The sequence below is a fragment of the Saccharicrinis aurantiacus genome (genome assembly GCF_947489045.1).
Taxonomy (GTDB): Bacteria; Bacteroidota; Bacteroidia; order Bacteroidales; family Marinilabiliaceae; genus Saccharicrinis; species Saccharicrinis aurantiacus.
In genome coordinates this window covers 135,034-161,499 of record NZ_CANLCN010000006.1, presented here as the reverse complement: position 1 = coordinate 161,499, position 26,466 = coordinate 135,034, and the positions used below count along the sequence as shown (strand labels likewise).

Annotated in this window: 24 protein-coding genes; 1 reads left to right on the top strand and 23 read right to left on the bottom strand. The window is 35.4% G+C overall.

Features of this window, described 5'->3' with window-relative positions; genetic code table 11:
- Position 1 precedes the first annotated feature (1 nt).
- From QMO11_RS09100 to QMO11_RS08990, 23 genes are all read right to left on the bottom strand, one after another.
- On the bottom strand, positions 2-934 hold the full coding sequence (locus tag QMO11_RS09100; protein ID WP_282036992.1) for an ABC transporter ATP-binding protein: 933 nt from the start codon (positions 932-934) through the stop codon (positions 2-4).
- A 59-nt stretch (positions 935-993) separates the two neighbouring features.
- A complete protein-coding gene (locus tag QMO11_RS09095; RefSeq protein ID WP_282036991.1) occupies positions 994-1,407 on the bottom strand; it encodes a DUF6146 family protein in 414 nt (137 codons plus the stop codon).
- 96 nt (positions 1,408-1,503) lie between these two features.
- Positions 1,504-2,976 (bottom strand): phytoene desaturase family protein, encoded by a 1,473-nt coding sequence (locus QMO11_RS09090; protein WP_282036990.1) that lies wholly within the window; start codon positions 2,974-2,976, stop codon positions 1,504-1,506.
- A gap of 6 nt (positions 2,977-2,982) precedes the next feature.
- Complete coding sequence (locus QMO11_RS09085; RefSeq protein ID WP_282036989.1) at positions 2,983-3,726, bottom strand: hypothetical protein; 744 nt, start codon at positions 3,724-3,726, stop codon at positions 2,983-2,985.
- A 70-nt stretch (positions 3,727-3,796) separates the two neighbouring features.
- A complete protein-coding gene (locus QMO11_RS09080) occupies positions 3,797-4,447 on the bottom strand; it encodes a carotenoid biosynthesis protein (RefSeq protein WP_282036988.1) in 651 nt (216 codons plus the stop codon).
- A gap of 6 nt (positions 4,448-4,453) precedes the next feature.
- The gene (locus QMO11_RS09075) at positions 4,454-5,140 is read right to left on the bottom strand and encodes a lycopene cyclase domain-containing protein (RefSeq protein WP_282036987.1); all 687 of its coding nucleotides are present in this window, start codon (positions 5,138-5,140) and stop codon (positions 4,454-4,456) included.
- Complete coding sequence (locus tag QMO11_RS09070; RefSeq protein WP_282036986.1) at positions 5,137-5,619, bottom strand: sterol desaturase family protein; 483 nt, start codon at positions 5,617-5,619, stop codon at positions 5,137-5,139. Before QMO11_RS09070 ends, QMO11_RS09075 begins: the two co-directional genes overlap by 4 nt.
- A gap of 17 nt (positions 5,620-5,636) precedes the next feature.
- The gene (locus QMO11_RS09065) at positions 5,637-6,479 is read right to left on the bottom strand and encodes a phytoene/squalene synthase family protein (RefSeq protein WP_282036985.1); all 843 of its coding nucleotides are present in this window, start codon (positions 6,477-6,479) and stop codon (positions 5,637-5,639) included.
- Positions 6,480-6,646: 167 nt separating this feature from the next.
- The gene (gene carA, locus QMO11_RS09060) at positions 6,647-7,729 is read right to left on the bottom strand and encodes a glutamine-hydrolyzing carbamoyl-phosphate synthase small subunit (protein WP_282036984.1); all 1,083 of its coding nucleotides are present in this window, start codon (positions 7,727-7,729) and stop codon (positions 6,647-6,649) included.
- A 229-nt stretch (positions 7,730-7,958) separates the two neighbouring features.
- Positions 7,959-9,299, bottom strand: a complete 1,341-nt coding sequence (locus QMO11_RS09055) for a citrate synthase (protein ID WP_282036983.1) — start codon at positions 9,297-9,299, stop codon at positions 7,959-7,961.
- A gap of 11 nt (positions 9,300-9,310) precedes the next feature.
- Positions 9,311-10,642, bottom strand: a complete 1,332-nt coding sequence (argH, locus tag QMO11_RS09050; protein ID WP_282036982.1) for an argininosuccinate lyase — start codon at positions 10,640-10,642, stop codon at positions 9,311-9,313.
- Between the two features lie 182 nt (positions 10,643-10,824).
- Positions 10,825-11,895 carry a M20 family metallo-hydrolase gene (locus QMO11_RS09045; protein WP_282036981.1) on the bottom strand — a complete coding sequence of 357 codons (1,071 nt, stop codon included), beginning with the start codon at positions 11,893-11,895 and terminating at the stop codon, positions 10,825-10,827.
- 2 nt (positions 11,896-11,897) lie between these two features.
- Positions 11,898-12,674, bottom strand: a complete 777-nt coding sequence (argB, locus tag QMO11_RS09040) for an acetylglutamate kinase (RefSeq protein ID WP_282036980.1) — start codon at positions 12,672-12,674, stop codon at positions 11,898-11,900.
- A 79-nt stretch (positions 12,675-12,753) separates the two neighbouring features.
- On the bottom strand, positions 12,754-13,704 hold the full coding sequence (locus tag QMO11_RS09035; protein ID WP_282036979.1) for an N-acetylornithine carbamoyltransferase: 951 nt from the start codon (positions 13,702-13,704) through the stop codon (positions 12,754-12,756).
- Positions 13,705-13,819: 115 nt separating this feature from the next.
- Positions 13,820-15,064 (bottom strand): glutamate-5-semialdehyde dehydrogenase, encoded by a 1,245-nt coding sequence (locus QMO11_RS09030; RefSeq protein WP_282036978.1) that lies wholly within the window; start codon positions 15,062-15,064, stop codon positions 13,820-13,822.
- Between the two features lie 30 nt (positions 15,065-15,094).
- Positions 15,095-16,171 (bottom strand): glutamate 5-kinase, encoded by a 1,077-nt coding sequence (gene proB, locus QMO11_RS09025; protein ID WP_282036977.1) that lies wholly within the window; start codon positions 16,169-16,171, stop codon positions 15,095-15,097.
- A gap of 10 nt (positions 16,172-16,181) precedes the next feature.
- A complete protein-coding gene (gene proC / locus QMO11_RS09020; RefSeq protein WP_282036976.1) occupies positions 16,182-16,979 on the bottom strand; it encodes a pyrroline-5-carboxylate reductase in 798 nt (265 codons plus the stop codon).
- Between the two features lie 50 nt (positions 16,980-17,029).
- Positions 17,030-17,617, bottom strand: coding sequence for an NUMOD4 domain-containing protein (locus QMO11_RS09015; protein WP_068474521.1), 588 nt, complete (start codon positions 17,615-17,617; stop codon positions 17,030-17,032).
- 41 nt (positions 17,618-17,658) lie between these two features.
- Positions 17,659-18,783, bottom strand: a complete 1,125-nt coding sequence (locus QMO11_RS09010) for an aspartate aminotransferase family protein (RefSeq protein ID WP_282036975.1) — start codon at positions 18,781-18,783, stop codon at positions 17,659-17,661.
- Between the two features lie 134 nt (positions 18,784-18,917).
- Positions 18,918-19,883, bottom strand: coding sequence for an N-acetyl-gamma-glutamyl-phosphate reductase (argC, locus tag QMO11_RS09005; RefSeq protein WP_282036974.1), 966 nt, complete (start codon positions 19,881-19,883; stop codon positions 18,918-18,920).
- 109 nt (positions 19,884-19,992) lie between these two features.
- A complete protein-coding gene (locus tag QMO11_RS09000; RefSeq protein ID WP_068474529.1) occupies positions 19,993-21,195 on the bottom strand; it encodes an argininosuccinate synthase in 1,203 nt (400 codons plus the stop codon).
- Positions 21,196-21,252: 57 nt separating this feature from the next.
- Positions 21,253-21,939, bottom strand: coding sequence for a GNAT family N-acetyltransferase (locus QMO11_RS08995; protein ID WP_068474531.1), 687 nt, complete (start codon positions 21,937-21,939; stop codon positions 21,253-21,255).
- A gap of 23 nt (positions 21,940-21,962) precedes the next feature.
- A complete protein-coding gene (locus QMO11_RS08990) occupies positions 21,963-22,445 on the bottom strand; it encodes an arginine repressor (protein ID WP_068474534.1) in 483 nt (160 codons plus the stop codon).
- A 272-nt stretch (positions 22,446-22,717) separates the two neighbouring features.
- On the opposite strand from QMO11_RS08990, the gene carB reads away from it, so the two are divergent.
- Positions 22,718-25,942, top strand: a complete 3,225-nt coding sequence (gene carB / locus QMO11_RS08985; RefSeq protein WP_068474536.1) for a carbamoyl-phosphate synthase (glutamine-hydrolyzing) large subunit — start codon at positions 22,718-22,720, stop codon at positions 25,940-25,942.
- Positions 25,943-26,466: the final 524 nt, after the last annotated feature.

Sequence of the window (26,466 nt, the reverse complement as noted above, 5' to 3'; positions counted from 1 at the left end):
ATTAGTTTGTTTTAAGTTGGTTGGCGTTTTCAACAGCTTTAATAAATACTTCATCCATACTTGGGAGTACCTCTGAAAAGCTATGGATTTGATAATGTGTTAATACGGCTGATAGCAACTGATTAGAACTGGTTTCAGCATTTAAACTAACCAATGCATGTTGCATACCCTGCTTTACTTGTAAAGAATCTACATGACACAGGGCATCAACTTCTTTTGTGAAATGGTCTGCATCGCCAGTAAAAGCAACCTCAATTTTATTAGATTTAAAAGATTGTTTGATATCGCCAACCTGACCTTTTAAAATGGTTTTTGAATTGTTTACCAAACAAATTTCATCACATAGCTCCTCTACAGAACTCATATTATGGGTAGAGAATATAATGGTTGATCCCTTTTCTTTTAATCCTAATATTTCTTGTTTTAGAATATTTGCATTAATGGGATCGAAGCCACTAAAAGGCTCATCAAAAATAAGCAGTTCTGGTTCGTGCAAAACGGTTACTATAAACTGAACTTTTTGCTGCATCCCTTTTGAAAGTTCTTCTACCTTTTTATCCCACCAAGAAATAATTTCAAACTTCTCAAACCAATACTTTAGCTTTTTTAGAGCATCGTTTTTACTCATCCCTTTTAGGCGAGCTAAATAAAGCGCTTGTTCGCCGACCTTCATTTTTTTATAAAGGCCACGCTCTTCGGGCAAATAGCCGATGCGTCCAATATCGTTTGCTTTCAGAGGTTTTCCTTTAAAAAGGATTTCGCCTGCATCGGGCATGGTTATATGATTTATAATTCTGATAAAAGTTGTTTTACCAGCGCCGTTGGGTCCTAAAAGTCCGAAAACTTTATTTTCGGGTACAGCAATATCAACATGATCTAGAGCGAGGTGGTTGGCATATTTTTTTACCACCCCAGTTGCTTGGAGTAAATTCATTAAGTCTATGGTATTATTTATCTACGAAAATAAGATTTTGTTTTAGTAATTGAAATAGCTTATGGTGTTCGTCCTCTATTTATTAAAACAATTCCATAACGCTTCTCAATAAAAAGGAAGTAATTATATAAACGATAGTTCAATTCTATATCGTAATCTTCTAGTGCATCGTAATTAATTCTGGTCTCATAAAAATCGCCATACCTGAGTGCATCACTATGCCTCAAATTCCATTCTGCAACATAGCGTACATTCCAGGTTTGATAATAGTTATTACTATAAAAGTGTATTGGTTGTGCCTGCGACTGTAAAAAAGTTTCATAGCCAGGATCTAAAACTATTAATTCATATACAGTTGAATCTTCTGTATGATGCTCAAGATAAGCTTTTGGCGATTTATCATCACTGAGTTTTTTGGAGGTGTTACACGAATATATTAGACCCAATATTATTATAAAAGAAAGAAAACGCATAACCTGATATTTTAGCAAACAAGTTACTAAAAATAAAGACACAAAAAATCCCGAGTTCATCGGGATTAATGTAGCAATATCTTAAGTTAATATTTTCTATTTATTATAGTTTACAACACGCTCTGTTACCAACTTAGAACTGATAACTGCCATAGGTAAACCTGCCCCTGGAACCGTGGAAGCACCCACATAAAAGGTATTATTAAAATGCTCATCTTTATTACTTGGTCGGAATCCTCCAATTTGATCCATAGAGTGCGAAAGGCCTAAACCTCCACCCTTGTATAAGTTAAATTTGTCTTGCCATGTTTGAGGCGTAAATGCCATACGAAATACAACATCTGATGTAATATCTTTCTCTATCCTTGTTGAGAAGTCTTCTAAAATACTATCTATAATCGTATCCTTATCAGACCAATCTTCTTTGTATAATAAGTTAGGAACGGGACATACGAAAAACAAAGCCTCGTGGCCATCCGGGGCACAATCTGTATTATGCTTTGAAACTACATTCACATAATAGTATGGTTTCTCAAGCGTTCCCGGATTCTTCATCACATCCCTAGAATAAGTTTCGTAGTTGTTACCCAAAAAATAATTATGATGTTCAACCTGAGGAAGTTTGGTTTTTAGTCCGATATAAAAAGTAAGGTAACCCATAGTCCAACTCTTCTTACTCATTTTGAGGTCAGAATATTTGGCTCGATTAAAAACTTTATTTCTAAAAAAGGCCGCATCACTATTAATAACAAAGATATCTGAAGTCCATTCTTTCCCATTAGTATCAATAAGAGTTTTCAATGCCTTCTTTTCACCAATGTAATCAGCAATCTCAACATTAAAATTAAATTTGGCGCCACCCTTTATGAGTTCACGTACAAAACCATTTACTATCTCGTACATGCCTCCTTTTACATTGTAATAACCATCGTTCTGAAATTCAGTATATGACAATAAGGTATAAACTGAGTTAGTATCAAAAGGTGTACGTCCGAGAAAAAAAGCCACCAATGAAATAATTTGTCGGGCCTCTGTTGATGAAAAATAGTTTTCTACCTGACTCCAAAATGTTTTCATCAAAACGGGTATGTGAGTCGGGTTTACCTGCATCAATGCTAACAGATATTGAGGGATACTATCAAAGTTTCGCTTAATAACAATATCAACTGTATCGTTAAATAATGCATCACACTTTTTAATGTAACGTAAAAACCTATTTTTAAAATCGGGTTCTATACCCTCAAACTGAGACGAAAGCTTATCAATATCTTTGTATAAGTAAAATTTCTTATTGCTACCTCGGAAATTCACTGTATAAAGTGGATCGAGCTCTTCATACTCAAAAGGCATTTCTATACCAGAATCTTTCACAAGTTCTTTAAACTCATAAGACATTGAAAAGAAACTAGGACCTGTATCAAAGGTAAAACCATCCTTTTTTATTTGATTTAATCTTCCGCCTGATTTTTCATTTTTCTCAACAAACTCAACTTCATAGCCTCTTTTTAAGAGCCTAAGGCCAGTACTTAATCCTCCTAATCCTGTGCCAACAATTAAAACTCTCTTCATAGATTCTTATTTTGAATGATTATCTCTTTTTTCTTCTAATTCAGGAAATAGCTCTTTTTTAACCCAAACAAATTCTGGAGCAACAGCTAATGCTTTAGAACAATAGGTATCGGCCTTTTCGTGATTATCACATGCAATATTTGCTTGTATTAGTATTCCTAAAATATTCAGGTAATTCCAATCTTCTTTTACTTTTAAGCTATCTTGTTCAAACAACTCTAAAGCTCTTTCGTAATATTTAAGAGCTTCTATTTTTGAGCCTCCAAACACTGTAGGCATATAATATTGAATATTCCCTTTTTGCTCATAAGCAAAGGCATTACCTTCATCTAACTCCAATGCTTTGTCTGCAAATGTTACACTATCAAAACCAATAAATGGTGCCTTGTAAGGACTTATGCCTATCCGAAATCCGATGAATGCTGCTTTATATGCATACATTAACGAAGGTAAATAATCAGCCTTCAACATTGATTCAACAGTGTTTTCGGCTTTTTTCAAATACTGCTCCGCCTCTTTCTTTCGTTTATTACCTATGCACCATCCAATATAACCATATTGATAATTAAGCAATTCTAACTGTTTCTCTTCATCTAAAGAAGTAGTGTTTTCAAGGCTGTCAATAATTAGTTTCCAATTTTGCATATCACTTTTTACATAGGCCTCAAATATTTTTTGTTTACAAGATGCTTGCACCATAGTTACAATAATTAGTAATAGACTTATTAAAAGATATTTCTGTCTTTCCATTACAAGTATTTTTTAGTCCTATAAATTTTATTTTCAAGAAAAAACGAAAGAGTGGTGCTTGGCTTTGATATCATAACACATTAAATATTAAATGCAGTGATAGAAAAAATACAAACTGAACTATATAAATATATTTCGCTATTCGATTTATCGCATTAACCTTAAAACCTAATAAAATGGATGTAAATAAACTTGCAATTACAAACCACCCTAAATAATTCTGCAGCGGAATTACATCATCTTGCCAATACCACATATCAAGTATTGAGGCTACCTGCTCCATAACCACATCATAAATTACCATTAACATTGGAGCAAAAATATATTTTATTGAATTTGAGATTTTCAATTGCTGAACTATTGAAACAGAACAATATGATAGTACTAACCAATTTACGCCTATCAATAACGGTGTTTCGGCAATCTCTAAACCAAGTGCAGATCCATACCTATAATTTCCGAACAAGATGCCGGTTTTTACACCAATTGCTTCAATAATAATTGATGAAATTATTATACCAAAGAAAATAATAAGCGCTTTTGATCCCTGTTTATTGTAATCGAGCATCAATAAAAACAAGCTAAGTAAAATAGCTAGAGGAAAAATAGAAATAAACAATTCTTGCGTAATAGGTAATACAATTCCTATTACTCCAACAAGATAAAAAATGGCAATAACTATCTTGATAACCTTAATTTTTTGAGCGCTGAGTTCCATCATAAATAATTAGCTCTTATTAAAATAATCCTTAAAACACTCAGTTAGAAGAAGGTTCAGTAAAAGCATACTAAAGCCATACATAAAATCTTCAATCGGGATAGTCAGTATTCTTAATCCAATAATTTCATTTGGGTTATACCAAACAATAGGTTCGCTAATTAATGAACCTGTTAATATCCCATCCACTATTATAAAAGGAAGTAGAATTATTGTATATGTTGCATAAAATTTTGATAATAAGCCTTCAGCTTTATAAGTACCATAAATAATAACTCCCATCATTAAAACACAAGCATATCTGGTGTAAAATTTATCTACAAAAACGAACGTAAGAATCGATACCGCAATTATGAAAATGGATAATACTCTGGTTCCCTTAGCAGGTAATTTAAATTGACGAAAATAAAGAACCAACGAATAGTGAAGAAACATGCTTGCGTAAGGAATAACTATGAAAAATAAATATTCTTCAATGGGCAATCCAAGTAATACAAGGTTGCTATGATATTTTGAATTAAACCCCCAAACGGACGCTTCTGTAATGAAAATATCAGGAATTATAAATATCAGTGCGACTAAAATAATAGATAAAAGCACTTCCTTCCAACGCTTATAGAAAGCAAGTTTTTTATCAAATGATAAAACTACAGGGACTAGAATAGAAGTTAGCATCAGTAATAAGTACAGGCTCATTTACTATCTTTTAGATATTTACTAGGAAAGATTAACAAGCCATACGACTCAAAATCTGTCTTATTCTTAGGCTTATGATGTCCTCTGTGCGCGCGTAAAACTGCTTCAAAATACTTCCCATGCTTTTTTTGTATAAACGACATTTTAATTCTCTTATGATACATAACATCATGAATTAAAAAATAGGTAATACCATAAAATGTGATTCCTATGGATATACTAAGCATAATCCAATTCTGTAGATTAATGCCCAGGATCATTAAAACAATGGCTGGAAGAGCAAAAATTAAGAAGAACAAATCGTTTTTCTCGAAGCCATTATTTTGCACAAGCTTATCAGGTCTTTTTAAATCGTGCATATGGTGGCTTACATGCCAACTCTTTAATAAACCATGCATCAAATATTTATGACTCAAAGCTGCAATCCACTCCATTAGTAGATAGGCTAGTATCCCAAATAATATATTATAAAACCACATACAATATCATTTTAAAATTAAACCAATCGAAGCTTATACATCACCATGGTTTTTAAGATTAAATAGTATTTACGAATATTAGAAATACGCACGCGTTGATTAATTATTTTTTGTGGCGGTGTACGTTTAATTTTCTGAAGCAATCCATTATAATAATTAAAAGCCACTAAAACTGAGAGCTTTGAACGCCCGGGCAGATTTCGCAAGCCTATATATGCTGCTTCAAAATCTTCATCAATTGATTTCTCAATTTTTGCTTTTGTTTGTTCGTTAAAAGTAGCATTTGATAATTCGGGGAAGTAACTCCTACCTAACACTTGAAGGTCATCTTTTAAATCACGAAGAAAATTTACCTTTTGAAATGCTGAGCCCAATCTCATTGCAGAACTTTTCAATTCATCATATTGATCTTGATTGCCATTACAAAATATTTTCAAGCACATTAAACCAACCACATCTGCTGAACCATAAATATATTTATTCATATCATCGGCAGTATGATAAGTGGTTTGTGTTAAATCAGCCCGCATACTATCCATAAAAGCGGTTATATTTTCAGATGAAATATTAAACCGCTCAACTGTATCTACAAAAGAATACAAAACACCATTAGTACTAATTTTATGCTTTAATGCATAATCTAATTCGTCTTGTAGCTTATTCAAAAGTTCTTCTTTATTATAGGGATGAAAAGTATCAACTATTTCATCTGCCAATCTAACAAAACCATACAAAGCGTATATGGCCTCCTTTTTTTCATCTTCCATTAATGATGTAGCTAAAGAAAAAGAGGTACTATAACTTTTAGTAATCAGCTTTGAAGTATTATAACAAACTTCCCTATAAAGATTTAGACTCATAAATTATGGTTTAGTACGAAAACAAACATGTTTATTAAAGAGTAATGATACTACTTGCCTTTTGTTTAAATTAAACATACAAAAGTTTAAACAGTTCAATTGAACCAATAAAAAAAGGCTAGCTGAAATAAATCAACTAGCCTTTTTATGCGATAGAGAAGTAATAATTACTTCTTATAATCTTCTATATTTTTGATAAAATCATCAAATAAAAACTCTGTATCCGTTGGTCCACTTGATGCTTCAGGGTGGAACTGGGTAGAGAAGAAAGGTTTAGACTTGTGTCTGATACCTTCGTTACTTTTATCATTTACATTGATAAAATATGGCTCCCAATCATCAGTTAATGAATCATTATCTAAGGCGTAACCATGGTTCTGAGAAGTAATGTAACAACTATCAGTTCCTACTTTAATTACAGGGTGATTATGTGCTCTGTGTCCATACTTTAATTTATAAGTCTTTCCACCAGAAGCCATACCTAGTAATTGATTACCTAAACAAATTCCGAAGATAGGTTTACCAATTTCAATAGCCTTTTTAATATTAGCAATTGTAGCTTCACACATTTCTGGATTACCCGGGCCATTTGACAACATTACACCATCGTAATCTTCTTGTGTAAAATCATAATCCCAAGGTACAACAGTAACTGTAGTATCGCGCTTTAATAAACAACGTAGGATATTATATTTCGCACCAGTATCAACAAGTACTACTTTATTTTTACCATTACCGTAGGTCTTCTTTTCGGTAATACTTACTTGTGCTACTAAGTTATCGAAGTTTGGATCATATTGCTCAATATCAGTATCATCAACTAATATTTTACCTAACATAGAACCTTTTTCACGTAACACTTTTGTTAAAGCACGTGTATCGATATCAAAAATTCCAGGAATTTCGTTTTTTATCAACCAGTCTCTTAAAGAGCCTTCTGCATTCCAGTGACTATATTCAAATGAATAGTCTGAAATAATTAAACCTGAAATATGAATCTGATCAGACTCATAAAATTTAGGAATACCATTTTCCTCATCGCTTTTAGGCACACCATAATTTCCTATTAAAGGAAACGTGGATACTAATATTTGTCCTTTGTACGATGGATCGGTTAAACTTTCAGGGTAACCAGTCATGGCTGTATTAAATACAACTTCACCAGCTATTGATTTATGGTATCCAAACGACTTTCCTTCGAAGACTGTTCCGTCTTCCAGCACTAATTTAATTTCTTTAATCTCAGGCATAAATCCATTATTTATCAGAAAAAATGCACCTTATCGAGATACTCGAAAAAATGCACATACTCTTTTACAATTCTGGCGCAAAGTTAATAAATAATTGTTAGCCACACTAATAAATGACATAAAATGCATAATTATTAATATGGTTGTATATTTATACAACGCCTCGCAAAAAAGGCTGTCTGATGTTTCCCCCACAGACAGCCTTTCATTACCCAATCAACAAAAACACTTATCTCGATTCCAAAGGAAGATAAGTAGAACGATCAATTACACACTTATAAGCCGGTCGGATAATACGACGACTAGAGAATGTAACCTCCTCAATACGATGCGCTGCCCAACCAGCGATACGGGCAACAGCAAAAATTGGAGTATATATTTCTTTAGGGATTTTTATACATTGGTAAACGAAACCTGAATAAAAATCGACATTTGCACAAATTACTTTCGCATTTTCTCCTTTAAACTGATAGAATACTTCAGGAGCCAACTCCTCAATTAATTCATACAATTTAAATTCATCCATTCTATCTTTTTCAGCTGCTAACTCACGCGCTTTTTCTTTTAATAAAACAGCTCGTGGATCAGACAAGGTATAAATAGCATGACCTATACCGTAGATCTTGCCTGTTTTATCAAATGCTTGCTTATTAAGCATTTTCAAAAGATATTCCGTTACTTCTTTTTTATCACCCCAATCTTTAACGTTTTCCTTGATGTTATCCATCATATCAATAACCTTAAGATTAGCACCACCGTGTAAACCTCCTTTTAGAGATCCTAGAGCTGAAGCAATCGCTGAATAAGTATCTGTTTGAGCAGAACTCACCAAACGAGTAGTAAATGTAGAATTATTACCTCCACCATGTTCAGCATGAATAACTAAAGAAAGGTCTAATAGATCAGCCTCAAGTTTAGTATAATCATTACCCTTAAGCATATACAAGAAATTCTCGGCTAAGCTTAAATCTTTTTGTGGGTGGCGAATAATTAATGACTTACGTTGGAAAGAATGACGCATTCCGTAGTAGGCATAAGCTACAATCACAGGGAATTTAGCTATTAAACTCACTGCTTGCTTAATTAGATTAACCTCGTCAAAATTTTCAGCTTCCTCATCGGCAGCATATAAACCTAATACTGAACGAGCTAACATATTCATTACATCACGACCTCTGAGAGATAGTATCATGTTTTTTGAAAAGAATGGTGGTAACTCACTTTCTTCACCTAGTAGATCATTAAATGCACTAAGTTCATCAGCATTTGGCAATTGACCAGTTAAAAGAAGATATGCGGTTTCTTCGAAGCCATGACGCCCTGAAGACATGAAACCATTAGCTAAATCCTTCAACTCATATCCACGGTAGTACAATTCTCCCTCGCGAGGAACTAAGGCACCGTCTTTTTTATCGTATCCGACAACATTTCCGATATGGGTTAATCCAACCAATACACCAGAGAAATCATCATTACGCAAACCTCTCTTCACTCCATATTCGTTAAAAAGTTGTTTGGGGATTTCACATGATTGTACAGCCTTCTTAGCTAAGTTTTCCAATAACGTCATATATTCTTTTTCTAATTAATAAGTACTTCAATGGCTTTCTGAACTTTATCCATATTAAAGGATTGAATTAAGCCATCCATCTTTTGTTTTATCTCACTGGTGCATAAATTACCAATGGAACCTTCGTGGGAATGATTCACCTCGATACTCGGTTCGAATTTTCCTTCTTCAATTTGTGCACCCACTTGTTTATAAGCATCTCTAAATGGAACACCTTGAAGAACTAATTTATTTACCTCTTCTACACTAAATGCGTACTTGTAAATGTCATTACTAAGTACATCCTTACTGATAGTCATATTCTCAACGGCAAATGTTGCCAAATCTAAACAACTGATTAAATCATCGAATACAGGTAAAAAAGTTTCCTTAATTAACTGTAAGTCTCTGAAATAACCCGATGGTAAATTTCCGACAATAAGACCTATTTGTTCTGGCAAAGCTTGAATTACATTACACTTTGCTCTAATTAATTCAAATACATCTGGATTTTTTTTATGTGGCATAATACTCGATCCAGTGGTTAGTTCTCCCGGTAGGGTTAAAAAACCAAAATTTTGGCTCATGTATAAGCAAGAGTCCATAGCAAATTTACCAACAGTACTAGCTACAGAACTTAAGGCCATTGCCACGTTCTTTTCTGTTTTACCACGACCCATTTGCGCATAAACTACATTGTAGTTCATATTGTCAAATCCGAGTAAATCAGTTGTTAACTGTCTGTTTAAAGGAAATGAACTTCCGTAACCAGCAGCAGCACCTAATGGATTTTGATTTGACATTTTCCAGGCGGCATTTAACATCATCATATCATCGGTAAGGCTTTCGGCATAAGCACCAAACCATAATCCAAATGATGAAGGCATCGCTACCTGTAAATGGGTATATCCAGGAATTAAAACTTCCTTATATTTTTCGCTTTGTGTTTGCAGTGCAGTAAAGAAATCGTTTACCGAAGCAACCACTTCTTGCAATTTATTTCTCACAAATAATTTAAGGTCGAGTAGCACCTGATCGTTACGTGAACGTCCGCTGTGTACTTTTTTACCAACATCACCTAGCTCTGCGGTTAGTAACATTTCAACTTGTGAATGCACATCTTCAACACCATCCTCAATTACAAACTCGCCATTGATAGCCTTTTTATACAAAGCTTTTAGTGCCTCTAATAATTGCGCTAACTCATCCTTCTCTAGTAAACCAACAGATTCGAGCATAGTAATGTGAGCCATAGTACCTAATATATCAAACGGTGCTAAATAAAGATCCATTTCACGATCTTTTCCCACAGTAAAAGCCTCAACCTTATCGTTTACTTTAATTCCTTTATCCCAAAGTTTCATGTTAATTACATAAAGAAGTGTAGATTTAAAACTCTACACTGTTAAGTATTTGAGCTCCAAAATAGTGTAGATTACAGAATGTTAATGCAAATACTCTAAACCTTATAATTGAAGCAAATATATGTTTTTAAACTTATAATTTCAAATTAATCATTCCGAAATGATGATAATTATCACATTTTTTAACTTCTTATGTTTAGATTATTAAGCATCTCGTAATAAAGATGAATTCCCTCTTTAATTTCATCCAATTTAATATACTCATCAGCAGTATGTGAACGCGCAGAATCTCCAGGTCCCATCTTCAATGTTGTAAAACTCATAACAGCCTGATCTGATGTTGTAGGCGATCCATAATATTCTCTTCCCAATTCGATACCACGTTTTACCACCGGATGTTCTAATGGAATATACGAACTATTTAATCGAGTGCTTCGAGGAACAGCATCACATTTAACCTGTGCTTGTATCAGCTTAGCAGCTTCTTTGTTAGAATACTTTTCATTTAGCCTAACGTCAACTACGAAAGAGCAAGTATCAGGCACTACATTATGTTGAGAACCAGCATTAACTTGAGTAACGCTCATTTTCACAGGTCCAAACAAATCAGAAACCTCAGGAAACTGATACGTACGAAACCACTCAATATCAGCCAAAGCTTCATAAATTGCATTAAGTCCCTCATTACGTGCAGCATGACCTGCTTTCCCTTTGGCCGTACAATCTAGAACCATTAAACCTTTTTCGGCAACAGCCATCTGCATTAAAGTAGGCTCTCCTATAATTCCTAGATCAATATTTCCCAATTCATCTAAAATAGAACTCACTCCATTTATGCCCGATATTTCTTCTTCGGCAGTGGCAGCAAATACCAAATTAAATGGCTGTTCGCTTTTTGACAATAATAAGAATGTAGCCATCAGTGAAACCAATGGTCCTCCGGCATCGTTACTCCCTAAACCATAAAGAACTCCTTTTTCAAGAGTTGGAGAAAACGGCTCGTAAGTCCATTTGGAGGATGCTTTTACAGTATCTAAATGCGAGTTTAGCAGCAAAACAGGTTTGCTTGGATCTTTCTGACCCGACCACACCCATACATTATTTCCTTTACGATTTACATCAAGGCCTTTTGATTGAAGGTAAGATTCCATTGCATCTGCAGCTTCCTCCTCCTCTCTACTTAAAGACTTAATTGAAATCAATTGCTTTAATAACGCAACTGCTTCATCGTATTCTTGCTGATATTCAATCATCATTAATTACTTAAAATTGTTCCTGAGCCATCATTAGATGCAATCCCTTGTGTATTGGTAATAATAACTTTAGCAACACCTTTACTTAGGGCTGTAAAACCATTATCCAATTTAGGAATCATACCTTCGTTAATAACTCCCGACTGCTGATATTCTTTAAACAAATCTTTTGTTAGATTAGAAATAACAGCATCATCGTCATTCGGATTGCTAAGTACGCCCTTTTTCTCGAAACAGTACATTAAGCTAACATTAAAAAATGGTGCTAATGCTGATGCCAAAGATGATGCCATGGTATCGGCATTGGTATTCAGCATATTTCCTTGTCCATCATGCGTTAAAGGTGCGATAACGGGAACAACATTCTGATTTAATAAAGCTGTTAATTCTTCTACCTGAACAGATTCAACATCGCCTACAAAACCATAGTCAATATCCTTAACCGGACGTTTTTTAGCTTTTATTAGATTTAAATCTGCTCCGGTTAAACCAATCGCATTAGCGCCATTGGCTTGTAGTGAGGCAACAATTTTTTTATTTACCAAACCACCGTAAACCATTGTAACCACATCTAAAGTTTCAGCATCTGTAATTCGGCGGCCTTCAACCATTTTAGTTTCAACACCTAACTTCTCTGCAATTTTAGTAGCTGAACGTCCTCCACCATGAACCAAAATTTTTAATCCTGGTATTTTCACGAAATCGCTTAATAATTCACTTAAAGATTCAGGAGTCTCAACAACTTTTCCTCCAACCTTAACAATGGTTATATTTTGCATTTTATATAAAAAAGTTTTAGGCATCATTGTTTACAAGAGATATATCACTTACAAAAATTGACGCCTAATTTATTAGTAATTATTTTAAAGATTCAAGCATACGCTTGATTACTGCTTGAGCGGATACTACTCTATTGGCAGCCTCTTGAATAACCAAAGAATTTTCGCTTTCAATAACACCATCAGTAACAATCATATTACGGCGAACCGGAAGACAGTGCATGAATTTACCATTATTGGTTAATGCCATCTTTTCCTCATCTACAGTCCAATCTTTATCCTCAGAAAGAACTTTGCCATAATCTGAGAACGATGACCAGTTTTTAGCATATACAAAATCAGCACCTTCAAATGCTTTACGCTGATCATATTCAACCGTAACACCTTCTGTAAATTCATCAGATAACTCATAACCTTTTGGGTGTGTTACTACAAATTCTACATCAGCTTCTTTCATCCACTCGGTAAACGAGTTGGCTACTGCCTGAGGTAATGCACGTGGGTGCGGTGCCCAAGTTAAAACAACCTTTGGACGGTCAACTGTTTTATGCTCTTCAATGGTTACTAAATCAGCAAATGATTGAAGCGGATGACGCGTAGCTGACTCTAAACTGATAACAGGCACACCTGAATATTGAATAAATTGGTTGATGATCTTTTCTGAATAATCATCTTCTTTATTCTCAAAAGTAGCAAACGAACGAACCCCTATTAAATCGCAATACTGACCAATAACAGGCACAGCTTCTTTGATGTGCTCAGGTTTATCACCATCCATAATTACGCCTTGCTCTGTTTCTAGTTTCCAAGCACCATTATTGATATCTAAAACCATCACATTCATTCCCATATTCATTGCTGCTTTTTGGGTACTTAAACGCGTACGCAAACTTGAGTTAAAAAATACTAGAATGATGGTTTTATTTTTCCCTAACTCTTGAAAAGCATAAGGATTCTTTTTTACTTCGAAGGCATCTTTTAAAGCTTGCTTTAAATCGCCAATATCATCTACTTTTAAAAATCTTTTCATTTCTTTTAAATATAGTATCAAGACATAAGATTTATTTACAAAACGTAAATATCGTATACCTATTTTTAAAATTAAATCATGATGATTTTACACCTACAAAATTCAATGCTAATACTTATGCTCTAGTATGACCATCACCCGTTACCAACCACTTATAACTTGTTAACTCGCGCAAAGCCATTGGTCCGCGTGCATGTAACTTTTGTGTGCTGATACCAATCTCGGCACCTAAACCAAATTGAGCACCATCGGTATAGGCCGTGGAAGCATTTGCATATACTGCAGCTGCATCAACCTCATTAAAAAACTGAGTTATTACTGTTGCATCTTCTGCAATAATAGCTTCACTATGCTTTGAACTAAACTTATATATATGATCCAATGCCTCATCAATATCAGACACGGTTTTTATAGACATTTTGTGCGCCAAGAATTCAGTCCCGAATGACTCTTCATCTGCTTTTTGAAGTAATTGGGTTGGATAATCTCCTGCAGCTTCAAAAGCATCCTCATCCGCAAAAACTTCAACATCAAATGCTTTCATTGGAGCTAATATTTGAGGCAAAAGAGCTAATTTATCCTTGTGAATAACCAAGCAATCTAATGCATTACATACACTAACCCTTCTTGTTTTGGCGTTTACAACCACATCAATGGCTTTTTTATTATCTGCAGAAGCATCTACATAAGTGTGTACAATACCGGCACCTGTTTCAATTACAGGTATATTGGCATTTTCACGAACTGAATTGATTAATCCCTGCGATCCACGCGGTATCAATATATCAACATATCCAATGGCATTCATTAGCTCTGTGGCTGCTGAACGATCGGGAGGCAATAATTGCAATACCTCAGAATTAAAACCTTTTGCTTTCAATACTCCATGGATTAAAGAAACAATTGCTTTGTTTGAATACTCGGCATCGCTACTTCCCTTTAACACACAAGCATTTCCCGATTGCATACATAGTGCAAAAACATCAAATGTAACATTTGGACGCGCCTCGTATATTACGCCGATTACACCTAAAGGCACACGAACCTTTTTTAGTTTTAGTCCATTATCCAATGTTTTTTCTTCGAGAATCTCGCCAATTGGAAAAGGTAGCTGTGCTACATTTCGCATTTCTCCGGCAATTCCTTCAATTCTATCTTTGGTTAATTTTAATCTATCGTACTTGGGGTCATTAGAATCCATTCTATCCAAGTCTTTTTTATTTTCTATTAAAAGACTTTCAATATTCTTTTCAGCTTCATCGGCAACAGCATTTAATAAGTCAACGATATCGGCTTTTTTAACTTGAGACATGCTGCGAGCAGCCTCTTTTACATTCTGAAATTGAGATAGACACTTCATATTTCTATTTTTTCAAGTTTCGATTTTAAATTATTGGTTTAGATATAAATAATCGTAATGGATTAATGGTTGGAATTTAGAATCCTCCATATGTGAATCAGCTTCTTCTCTCCCATATTTAGCTTTACCAATACCTATTGATTCGCCAGCTTCGGTTGATATCCTTAATAAATCTCCTTTTTGGAAATTTCCAATCAACTTTACCACACCAGCCAATAATAAGCTTGTGGCCTTTTTTGAGATTAAAGCATCATAAGCACCTTGATTAACAACTACCTCAGCATTCGCAAAGTCTTCGGAATAGGCCATCCACTTTTTAACTGCCGGATATTTATCACCCGGCTTAAACTGTGTATGAATTACCTCTTGGTGATTTTTATTTAAGCTAGTTAATATATTATCGGTCGTTCCGTTGGCGATGTGCACCGAAATACCCGAGGATGCAGTTTTCTGAGCCATCCTACATTTAGTTAACATTCCACCTCTACCAAAGTTAGACTTGGTAGTAGATATGTATTCTGATAAATCTGCATTAGAACCATCAATAGATCGAATTACTGTGGCATCCGGATTAGTTGGGTTGCCATTGTAAATACCATCTACATTACTTAAAATAAACAAGGCTTCAGAACTCATCATTGTAGCCAATAAGCCAGCTAGCTCGTCATTATCAGTAAACATTAGAGCCGTAACTGAAACTGCATCATTTTCATTGATGATTGGAAGAATTCCATTATCCAACAAAGTAGTGATACAATTTTTCATATTAAGATAATGTTCTCTCGAACGAAAATCTTGCTTGGTTACTAAAACCTGGGCACACTTTATTCCGTGCGCATCAAATAATTGAAAATAGGTATTTAAAAGTTTCACTTGACCTACCGAAGATAGTAATTGACGTTCTGAAACAGTATCTGTTTTTTTGCATACCTTCACCATAGAACGGCCTGCAGCAACTGCTCCTGACGAAACAAGAATTACCTTTTTTTTCTTTCGATGTAAGTCGGAAATCTGATCTACCAAATGAGAAACCCTATTCTCATTCAACATTCCATCATTTCCAGTTAATACGTTGGAACCAATTTTTATTGTAATGGATTTAAACACAGAAAATATATTAGCCGTTTTGAACCTTGTTGAATGAAGTAATCAAACCCTTAATAAGGGATGAACTAAAACCTTGGTGTTCCATTTCATTTAAACCAGAAATGGTAACGCCGCGAGGTGTAGTTACTTTATCAATTTCTTGTTCGGGATGTGTTCCTGATTGGATTAATAACTCTGCAGCTCCCTTTACTGTTTGGGCAGCAATTTTTAAAGCTAGATCTGAACCAAAACCTATTTCGATACCACCTTGAGTAGCGGCTCTTACAAAGCGTAATGCATATGCAATTCCGCAAGCAGCAAGCACTGTTGCCGACGACATTAATTCTTCAGGAATAATAAGGGCTTGACCTACTTGGTTAAATAAAGTAAGTACCAATTTCTCTTGCTCCTCACTTGCATTTAATGCCGCAATACAAGTCATTGACTCACCAATTGCAACGGCAGTATTTGGCATGGCTAAAAAGAAAGCCAATTGCTTATCAAAATAGTTTTGTAAATCAGCCGTACTAACACCTGTTGCCAATGAAATAATGATGGCATCACTATTTACAGCATCTTTTATTTCTGTAATGATACTTTCAACCTGATAAGGTTTAACGGCAAGAAAAATAATATCGGCACCATCAACCGCTTCACTATTATCCGAAATAGTATTAATGCCTAAATCGGATAAATTCTGAATCAATTTTAAACGACGTCGGGTAACTGTTAAGTTGGCTGCTTCAATAATTTCAGAAGCTACAAGGCCTTTTGCTATTGCTTGGCCAAGGTTACCACCTCCAATAATGGCTATTTTTTTGTTATTCATAGTAAGTTAGTGACTTAAGCGTAAAATAGTAGCTCAAGTTATACAACTTACTAATATTCTACGCCATTAATTTCTATTTTAACATGTCCCCAGTTTTCACCAGACTTAATACGATACAGTTGCATTTCGCTAATTCCAAATTGCTTTGCAATAATCTTAAGTCTTGACTTCCTATTGGGGTCAAAAATCTTCTTTTTTAATCTAATCACTTCTGTTGAAGTCAACTTGTGCCCTTGAACTGTTTTGCGTCCTTTAAGCTTTTGTCTGGCTCCAATTACAGCAGGATTACTTTGTTGGTGCTCATATACCTCATCCTTAGTGCTCCATTTTAAATTTTCGATGTAATTATTCGATTTATTATAATCTAAATGAATTACAAATGTAGCATCCTCGCTAGGTTGTTCTAAAAAATACTGTGCAACTAATTTATGCACATAAAAAGTTTTTGATTTTCCGAATGGGCGAATAGGCAAGGTAGGATAACCACGTAGGACTCCTCCTCTAATTACATCACCTTCTTTTACAGAAGTAATGTAACTAACTATTCTTCCGTAATTCGAAATCGCATACTTTTTCTTAAGAGCGCCTTCTTCAAAATTAATCTCTTTCCACTCTTCGTTCCAGAAAGATTTAACCATAACCTAATGTCTTTATGTTTATAACATAGCATCAGGCACCATTATATACAACGTGAGACCAATTTATCCATAAATAAATCAGCTTCTTTCTTTGTTAAATTAAGGGGTGGTAATATCCGTATAATGTTGGTACCTGAGACTCCTGTGAAGATTTTATCTTCAAACAAAAGTTGCTTTCTCAAATCACCAATTGGATATGCAAATTTCAGACCAATCATTAGTCCGTTACCACTTATTTCACAATCTTTTAATTCTTTTTTTGCACGAGTAATTAAGTACTTCCCTACCTCAAAAGAATTTTCAACCAATTTTTCCTCTTCAATCACCTCTAAAACAGCAAGTGCAGAAGCACAAGCTAGGTAATTACCTCCGAAAGTTGTACCTAACATACCAAACCATGGCTCAAACTTTTCAGAGATTAAAACGCCGCCAATAGGAAAGCCGTTGCCCATCCCTTTTGCCATTGTAATTATATCGGGCTTAACATTGCTATACTGAAAAGCGAAAAATTTACCTGATCTACCATATCCTGATTGTATTTCATCCAAAATAAGGATGGCATTGTACTTTTCGCAGATGTCACCTAACCCTTCTAGAAATGAAGAATTAGGTACTACAATACCTCCTATTCCCTGAATACCTTCGATAATTACGGCGCAAACATCCCCTTTCTTCAGTTCTGCTTCAACTGCAGCAAGGTCGTTTAACTCCAAAATTACACTTTCGTGATTGGCATTTATTGGCGCTACAATCTTAGGGTTATCAGTAATAGCTACTGCTGCAGATGTTCGCCCATGGAATCCTTTTTTAAAGGAAATCACTTTTTTATTACCCGTTTTGAAAGATGCTACTTTCAATGCATTCTCAACAGCTTCGGCTCCTGAATTACACAAAAACAGATCGTAATCAGGTAAACCCGATACTTCGCCAAGCTTTTGGGCTAAATCTTTTTGAAGTTGATTTTGAACAGAATTAGAATAAAAACCAATATTATTTAATTGATCTGATATTCGTTTCACATAATGTGGATGCGTATGACCAATTGAAATTACCGCATGACCACCATATAAATCGAGATATTTATTTCCTTCTTTATCCCATATATAAGAACCTTGTGCCTTTACTGGCTCAATATCGAACAATGGATATACATCAAACAACTTCATATTTTAACTACTTATACCATTTACAAAATGGCTTGTTTTTAATTGACAATTAATAAAAAGTCTTGCAATACTTTTTGTATTGCAAGACTCTCCAGCATTGTCTTTTACTATTATTAACTTAATATCTAGGAAGCTTAGAATCCAACCGACTTTAAACGTAAGCCTGTTGTTTCCTCTAAACCAAACATTAAATTCATATTCTGAACCGCTTGTCCTGAAGCTCCCTTTATTAGATTATCAATCATACTAATGATTAATACCTTCCCATCATGCTTCTCTACATAAACAATACCCTTATTTGTGTTAACCACCTGCTTTAAATGCGGGTTAACATCGGATACTATCACAAACGGATGATCTTTATAATAAGTCTTATATAATTTAATTACTTCTTGTTCTGATAAATCAGTCTCGGCATAAGCCGTAGCCATAATTCCACGAGTAAAATTACCACGTACAGGGATAAAATTAACCGCCTCTGAAAAGCCTTCTTGCAATTGAGATAAAGATTGTTTTATCTCACCTAAATGCTGATGTGCAAATGCTTTATAAACCGATACATTACTATTTCTCCAACTAAAATGAGAAGTTGCAGTAGGCTTTTGCCCCGCACCTGTTGAACCTGTTATGGCATTTACGTGCACTTCGTTTAACGCTTTTGCCGAAGCTAATGGCAATAAGGCAAACTGAATAGCCGTTGCAAAACATCCTGGATTTGCAATTTTTGTTGACTTCTTAATCTCTTCGCGATTTAACTCGGGCAAACCGTAAATAAAATCGTTACCATCACGATTTAAACGGTAGTCGTGACTTAAATCTACAATTTTGATATGTGCAGGAATCGTATTCTCTGTTAAAAACTCAACAGATTTTCCATGTCCCATGCAAAGGAAAATAACATCAACTACGCTAGTATCTAAATCAGCCACAAAACTTAGTTCTGTATCTCCCAACAAGTCTGTATGTACTGATGAAACAGCATTTCCAGCATTACTTGTACTTTGTATACAGGTAATATCTACTTCGGGATGACAAATTAAGATTCTCAATAACTCACCTGCAGTATAACCTGCTCCACCAACAATACCTACTTTTATCATTTCTATATCTTAATAAACGAGGTAGAAAATGATTCAGATGAATCCGTAGCAAAACCTGAATCACCTCCTAACCTCTACTTAAAAACTTAATTAATACACTAATACTAGATTAGTTAATATCTAAAGATCCTTTATTAACCTTGTTAAATATCTTCAATTGATTCCCTAATATTGATGTAAATCCTTTTACGTCATCACCAGACCAACCCTTGTTAATTTCGCCATAATCACCGAAACCAGAGTTCATTAAATCGTTATCCGATTCAATTCCTACCAACTCAAAACGATAAGGATGTAATTTCATAATTACTTTACCATTAACGTTTTCTTGAGAGTTATCTAAGAATTTCTCAATATCGCGCATTACAGGCTCTGTATATTGTGCTTCGTGCAATAACATACCATACCAATTACTCAACTGCTCTTTCCAGTACATTTGCCACTTGGTTAAAGTATGCTTCTCTAATAAGTGGTGTGCCTTTATTATTAACAATGGCGCTGCAGCCTCAAAACCAACACGCCCTTTAATACCGATAATGGTATCTCCAACGTGAGTATCTCTTCCGATAGCATATGCCGAACCTATTTCTTCAATTTTTCTGATGGCGTCAATTCCTGTGGCAAAACTCTCTCCGTTTACTGTAGAGATTTCACCCTTTGCGAATTCTATCACCAACTCCTCAGAGTCTTCTTTCTGCAATTGAGATGGATAAGCCTCTTCTGGTAAAGTTTCGTTTGTAGTTAAGGTTTCTTTACCTCCTATACTCGTTCCCCAAAGACCTTTGTTGATAGAATAATCCATCTTTTTCCAGTCCTTAACAACGCCATGCTTCTTTAAATAATCAATTTCCGCTTCGCGCGATAACGTTAAATCGCGAATAGGAGTAATTATTTCAATCTCAGGAGCAATAATTTGGAATGTTAAATCAAAACGAATTTGATCGTTACCAGCACCCGTACTACCATGAGCAATATATTTTGCCCCAATTTTACGAGCATAATCAACAATTGCATAAGCTTGGAAAATGCGCTCCGAACTTACTGATAATGGATAAGTATTGTTTTTTAAGATATTACCATAAATCATGTAGCGAATACAGTTTCTGTAATACACATCAGTTACATCAAGAGCCACATGCTTAGTTACACCTAAATCATAAGCTCCTTTTTCGATATTAACCAATTCATCATCAGAAAAACCACCTGTATTGGCAATTGCTGAATAAATATCTAAATTCTTTTCGTGCTTTAAGTACTTTACGCAAAACGACGTATCTAAACCACCACTAAAAGCTAAAACAACCTTTTCCATTATATATATTTTTATCTATTGTATCTATTACGATACAAAACTGTATTCTCATTAATTTTAAAACAAGGCTATAAATTTAGCCTGCAATCTCTTTAGGTACGAAAACTTATTTCGTTTAGAACCGCCCTTTAGAAAGATAGATTGCTTTAACTGCAACCACCTGTCATAAACACCAAGGCTTTTAGCTGGCTCATCTTTCTTATTATCCTTTTCAGGATCGAAAAGCATACCCGTGCACAAACAATGTCTTCGATTGGTACGAACCAAAATATCGTAATTCACACAACTTTGGCAACCCTTCCAAAACATTTCATCATCTGTTAACTCTGAAAATGTAACGGGCTTATATCCTAACTCGGAATTAATCTTCATTACAGCCAACCCGGTTGTTAATCCGAACAACTTGGCTTTTGGAAACATCTCACGAGAAACTTCAAAAGCTTTCGCCTTAATAGCCTTTGCTAAACCTAAACCTCTAAAAGCATCAGCAACTATTAACCCTGAGTTAGCCACAAAACGATTGTGCCCCCATGACTCAACGTAACAGAAACCTGCGAAAATTCCATCCGGGTCAAGCGCAATAATGGCCTTCCCTTCATTTATTTTCTGAATAATGTAACCCGGACTACGCTTCGCAATACCTGTTCCACGTACCTTTGCAGCATCAGCTATGGTTTGTAAAATTACATCCACATAATCCAAATGCTCCTTTTGGGCAACCTCTATATTAAACTCGCTAGACATTATATATATTATATACCTAAACTCTACAACACTTTATTTTTCACTCCCGGGATAAACATCGATAAGGCATCCACCACATAACCTTTTGCAATACCCTCTCTGGAAATTAGCAAAATAGTATCATCACCTGCAATTGTACCTAATATCTCATAGGGCTCATGACTATCAATCACCGAAGCAATACTTGCAGCAAACCCTGGTCGGGTTTTAATTACAGCCATATTACCTGAGAAATCAATGGATTCCACTCCCGAAAGCGGAAAATCCTCATGCAAATCCTCTTCCACTACTTTTGATGCAGCAGAATTGGGCAATTCATAAATATATCCCTTCTCCGAATCAGGCACCTTTGATACCTTTAAAAACTTCAAGTCTCTAGATAAAGTAGCCTGAGTTGTCAGAAAACCAGATTCCCCAAGAAGAGATAACAATTCCTCTTGGCTACCCACTTTCTGATTGTTAATGATATTTTTAATCTCAGATAATCGTTGTGCCTTTATCTTCATTTTGTATATTTATTCATATGCAATGCAAATTTATTCACTTTTTTAAAATAATCAAATAATAATTGATAATTATTTGTATTTTTGCATCCGATAAAGAAACATGATTATCACTGAAGACTCTATTTTACAGCAACAAAGACAATTTAGAGCCTCTTTTTGTCATGTCCATTTCTGAGATTAACAGGTAAATTGAAGTTTACAACGGTGAACCTTTTTTGTTAATTTCCATTAAAGATGCATAAGAATACATCAATTTCATAATAGCCAAAAAGATGAACAAAGAGATTAAAAAGGTAATTATCCTTGGATCAGGCGCGCTTAAGATTGGAGAAGCCGGAGAGTTTGACTATTCGGGATCGCAAGCCCTAAAAGCATTAAAAGAAGAAGGTATCGAAACGGTATTGGTTAATCCGAACATTGCTACCGTTCAAACTTCGGAAAACATTGCCGACAAAATTTACTTTTTACCAGTTACCCCTTATTTTGTAGAAGAGGTAATTAAAAAAGAAAAACCACAAGGTATATTATTAGCTTTTGGAGGTCAAACAGCTCTTAACTGTGGAACCAAGCTATATTTAGCTGGTACTCTTGAAAAGTACAACCTTGAGGTATTAGGTACGCCAGTACAATCTATCATTAACACTGAGGATAGAGAGATTTTCGCCAACAAACTAAGAGAAATTGATGTAAAAACCCCTATTAGTGTAGCTGTAGGTTCGGTTGAGGATGCTTTAAAAGCTTCTGACGAAATTGGCTTTCCTATTATTGTGCGCGCTGCGTTTACATTAGGAGGTATGGGTTCTGGTTTCTGTTACAACAGAGAAGAGTTGGTTGAACGTGCCGAAAATGCTTTCTCATACTCTGATCAGATATTGGTTGAAGAATCACTTAAGGGATGGAAAGAAGTTGAGTACGAAGTTGTGCGTGACCGCCATAACAACTGTATTACAGTTTGTAATATGGAGAACTTTGATCCACTAGGTATCCACACCGGTGAAAGTATTGTAATTGCACCTTCTCAGACTTTATCGAACTCTGAATATCATAAATTACGTGAGTTAGCTATTAAAATTATCCGTCATATCGGAGTAGTTGGTGAGTGTAATGTTCAATATGCATTAGATCCTTACTCTGAAGATTACAGAGTTATTGAGGTAAATGCTCGTTTATCACGTTCATCGGCATTAGCCTCTAAAGCTACAGGTTACCCATTGGCATTTGTGGCTGCTAAATTAGGACTAGGATATGGCTTACATGAGCTTAAAAACTCGGTAACTAAAACTACCTCTACATTCTTTGAGCCTGCATTAGATTACGTTGTTTGTAAAATACCACGTTGGGATTTAAATAAATTCAACGGCGTAAGCAAGCAAATTGGTTCAAGTATGAAATCAGTTGGTGAGATTATGTCTATCGGTCGTACTTTTGAGGAGGCTATCCAAAAAGGTTTACGTATGATTGGACAAGGAATGCACGGTTTTGTTGCCAATCAGCCTTTAAAAGGAATTGATGTTAAAACAGAATTAGCAGAACCTACCGACCAACGTATTTATGCCATTGCTGAAGCATTCCAAATGGGAATGACAGTTGAAGAAATTCACAAACTAAGTAGAATTGACCATTGGTTCCTTGAGAAATTAAAGAACATCAGTAACATTGAAACAGAATTAAAAGCATTTGATAAGCTTGAGGCACTTCCTTCTGACTTATTAAGAAATGCAAAACGTTCAGGTTTCTCCGATTTCCAAGTAGCACGTTCTGTATTTAAGAGCACAAGCGAAGTTATTGGCGACGACTTATTAAAAGTAAGAGCTGAGCGTAAAAAACGTAATATATTACCAGTAGTGAAGCAGATTGACACCATGGCTGGTGAGTTCCCTGCACAAATTAACTACTTGTACTTAACTTATAGCGGTAGCGAGCACGATATCGACTACGAAGCTGATGGCAAATCAGTAATTGTATTAGGTTCGGGTGCATACCGTATTGGTTCTTCTGTTGAGTTTGACTGGTGTAGTGTAAATGCACTTAACACTATCCGCGAGCAGAAGCATCGTTCTGTTATGATTAACTACAACCCTGAAACGGTAAGTACGGATTATGACATGTGTGATCGTTTATATTTTGATGAGCTTTCGTTAGAGCGCACATTAGATATCATCGACCTTGAAGCACCAAAAGGTGTTATCGTATCTGTGGGAGGTCAAATTCCTAACAACTTGGCCATGAAATTAGATGCTCAGAATGTACCTATTTTAGGAACATCGGCACAAAACATTGATGGAGCTGAGAACCGTCAGAAATTCTCTGCCATGTTAGATGGTTTAGGAATTGATCAGCCACGTTGGAACGAGTTAACATCTATTGAAGACATCTTCACCTTTGTTGATGAAGTAGGTTTCCCAGTATTGGTTCGCCCTAGTTACGTACTTTCGGGTGCTGCCATGAATGTGGTAAGTAACAAAGACGAGTTAGAGCACTTCCTTACATTAGCAGCCAACGTATCTAAAGAGTATCCTGTTGTAGTTTCTGAGTTTATCGAAGAAGCCAAAGAGATTGAAGTAGATGCTGTAGCTAAAGATGGTGAGTTAGTAGCTTACGCTATTTCGGAGCACGTTGAGTTTGCCGGAGTTCACTCGGGTGATGCAACCATCGTATTCCCTCCGCAAAAGCTATATATTGAAACCATGCGTCGCGTGAAGAAAATTGCTCGTGAGATTGCGAAAGCATTAAACATCTCAGGACCATTCAACATGCAAATTTTAGGTAAAAACAACGAGCTTAAAGTAATTGAGTGTAACCTAAGAGCATCGCGTAGTTTCCCATTCGTATCTAAAATACTTAAGGTAAATCTTATCGATTTAGCCACTAAAGTAATGTTGGGTATGGAGGTTGAAAAACCAAGCAAAAACTTATTCGATGTTGATTATGTAGGTATCAAAGCCTCACAATTCTCTTTTGCACGTTTAGCAAAAGCCGATCCTGTGTTAGGTGTTGATATGTCGTCAACAGGTGAAGTAGGTTGTATTGGCGATAACTTCGACGAGGCTATCCTTACTTCAATGCTTTCTGTAGGTTATACAATTCCTGAGAAAAACGTATTAATTTCGGCAGGTCCATTACGTTCTAAAATGGAACTATTGAGCGCCGTTAAAATACTTAAAGAAAAAGGATACAACCTATTTGCCACTAGCGGAACACAGAAATTCTTTGCCGAAAACGGTGTAGAAACTGAGTTGGTTTACTGGCCAAGCGACGAAGGTAAAGAGCCAAATGCTTTAGAGTTAATTAGAGAGAAGAAAATGGATTTAGTTATTAACATTCCTAAAAATCTTTCTACTAACGAGCTTAACAACGGTTATAAAATCCGTCGTGGAGCTATCGATTTTAATATTCCATTGGTTACCAATGCACGTTTAGCGGGCGCTTTCATCAGAGCCTTTGCAAAAATGGGTAAAGAGGATATTACCATCAAAAGCTGGCAAGAATATAAATAATGCCCTTCTTACAATAAATTTGTAATAGCCGCTGCACATTATGTGTAGCGGCTTTTTTTATGCCGAAAACTTAGAAGTTATAAGTGATAAATGATCAATTATAAACGGAATTTACAGTATCAATATGCACAGTAATTCCCGTTTATAATTTAACACATATAATTTAAACGATCTGAAGGCGTAAACACAAACACTTCAGCCTTCTAACTAATCACTAAAAATTATAAACACAGCACATTACTTATACAGGATACCTTGAGACAGCCACGTTCCTCGCTGTGACGAGGCGCCTACACGATATTACGTCATCGCGATGCAAGAAGCGATCTCAAGGCACAAACACAGATACTTCAGCCTTCTAACGCATCACTAAAAATTATAAACAAGACACATTACTTACACCAGACGCCTTGAGACAGCCACGTTCCTCGCTGTGACGAGGCACCTACACGATATTGCGTCATCGCGATGCAAGAAGCGATCTCAAGGCGTAAACTCAGATACTTCAGCCTTCTAACGCATCA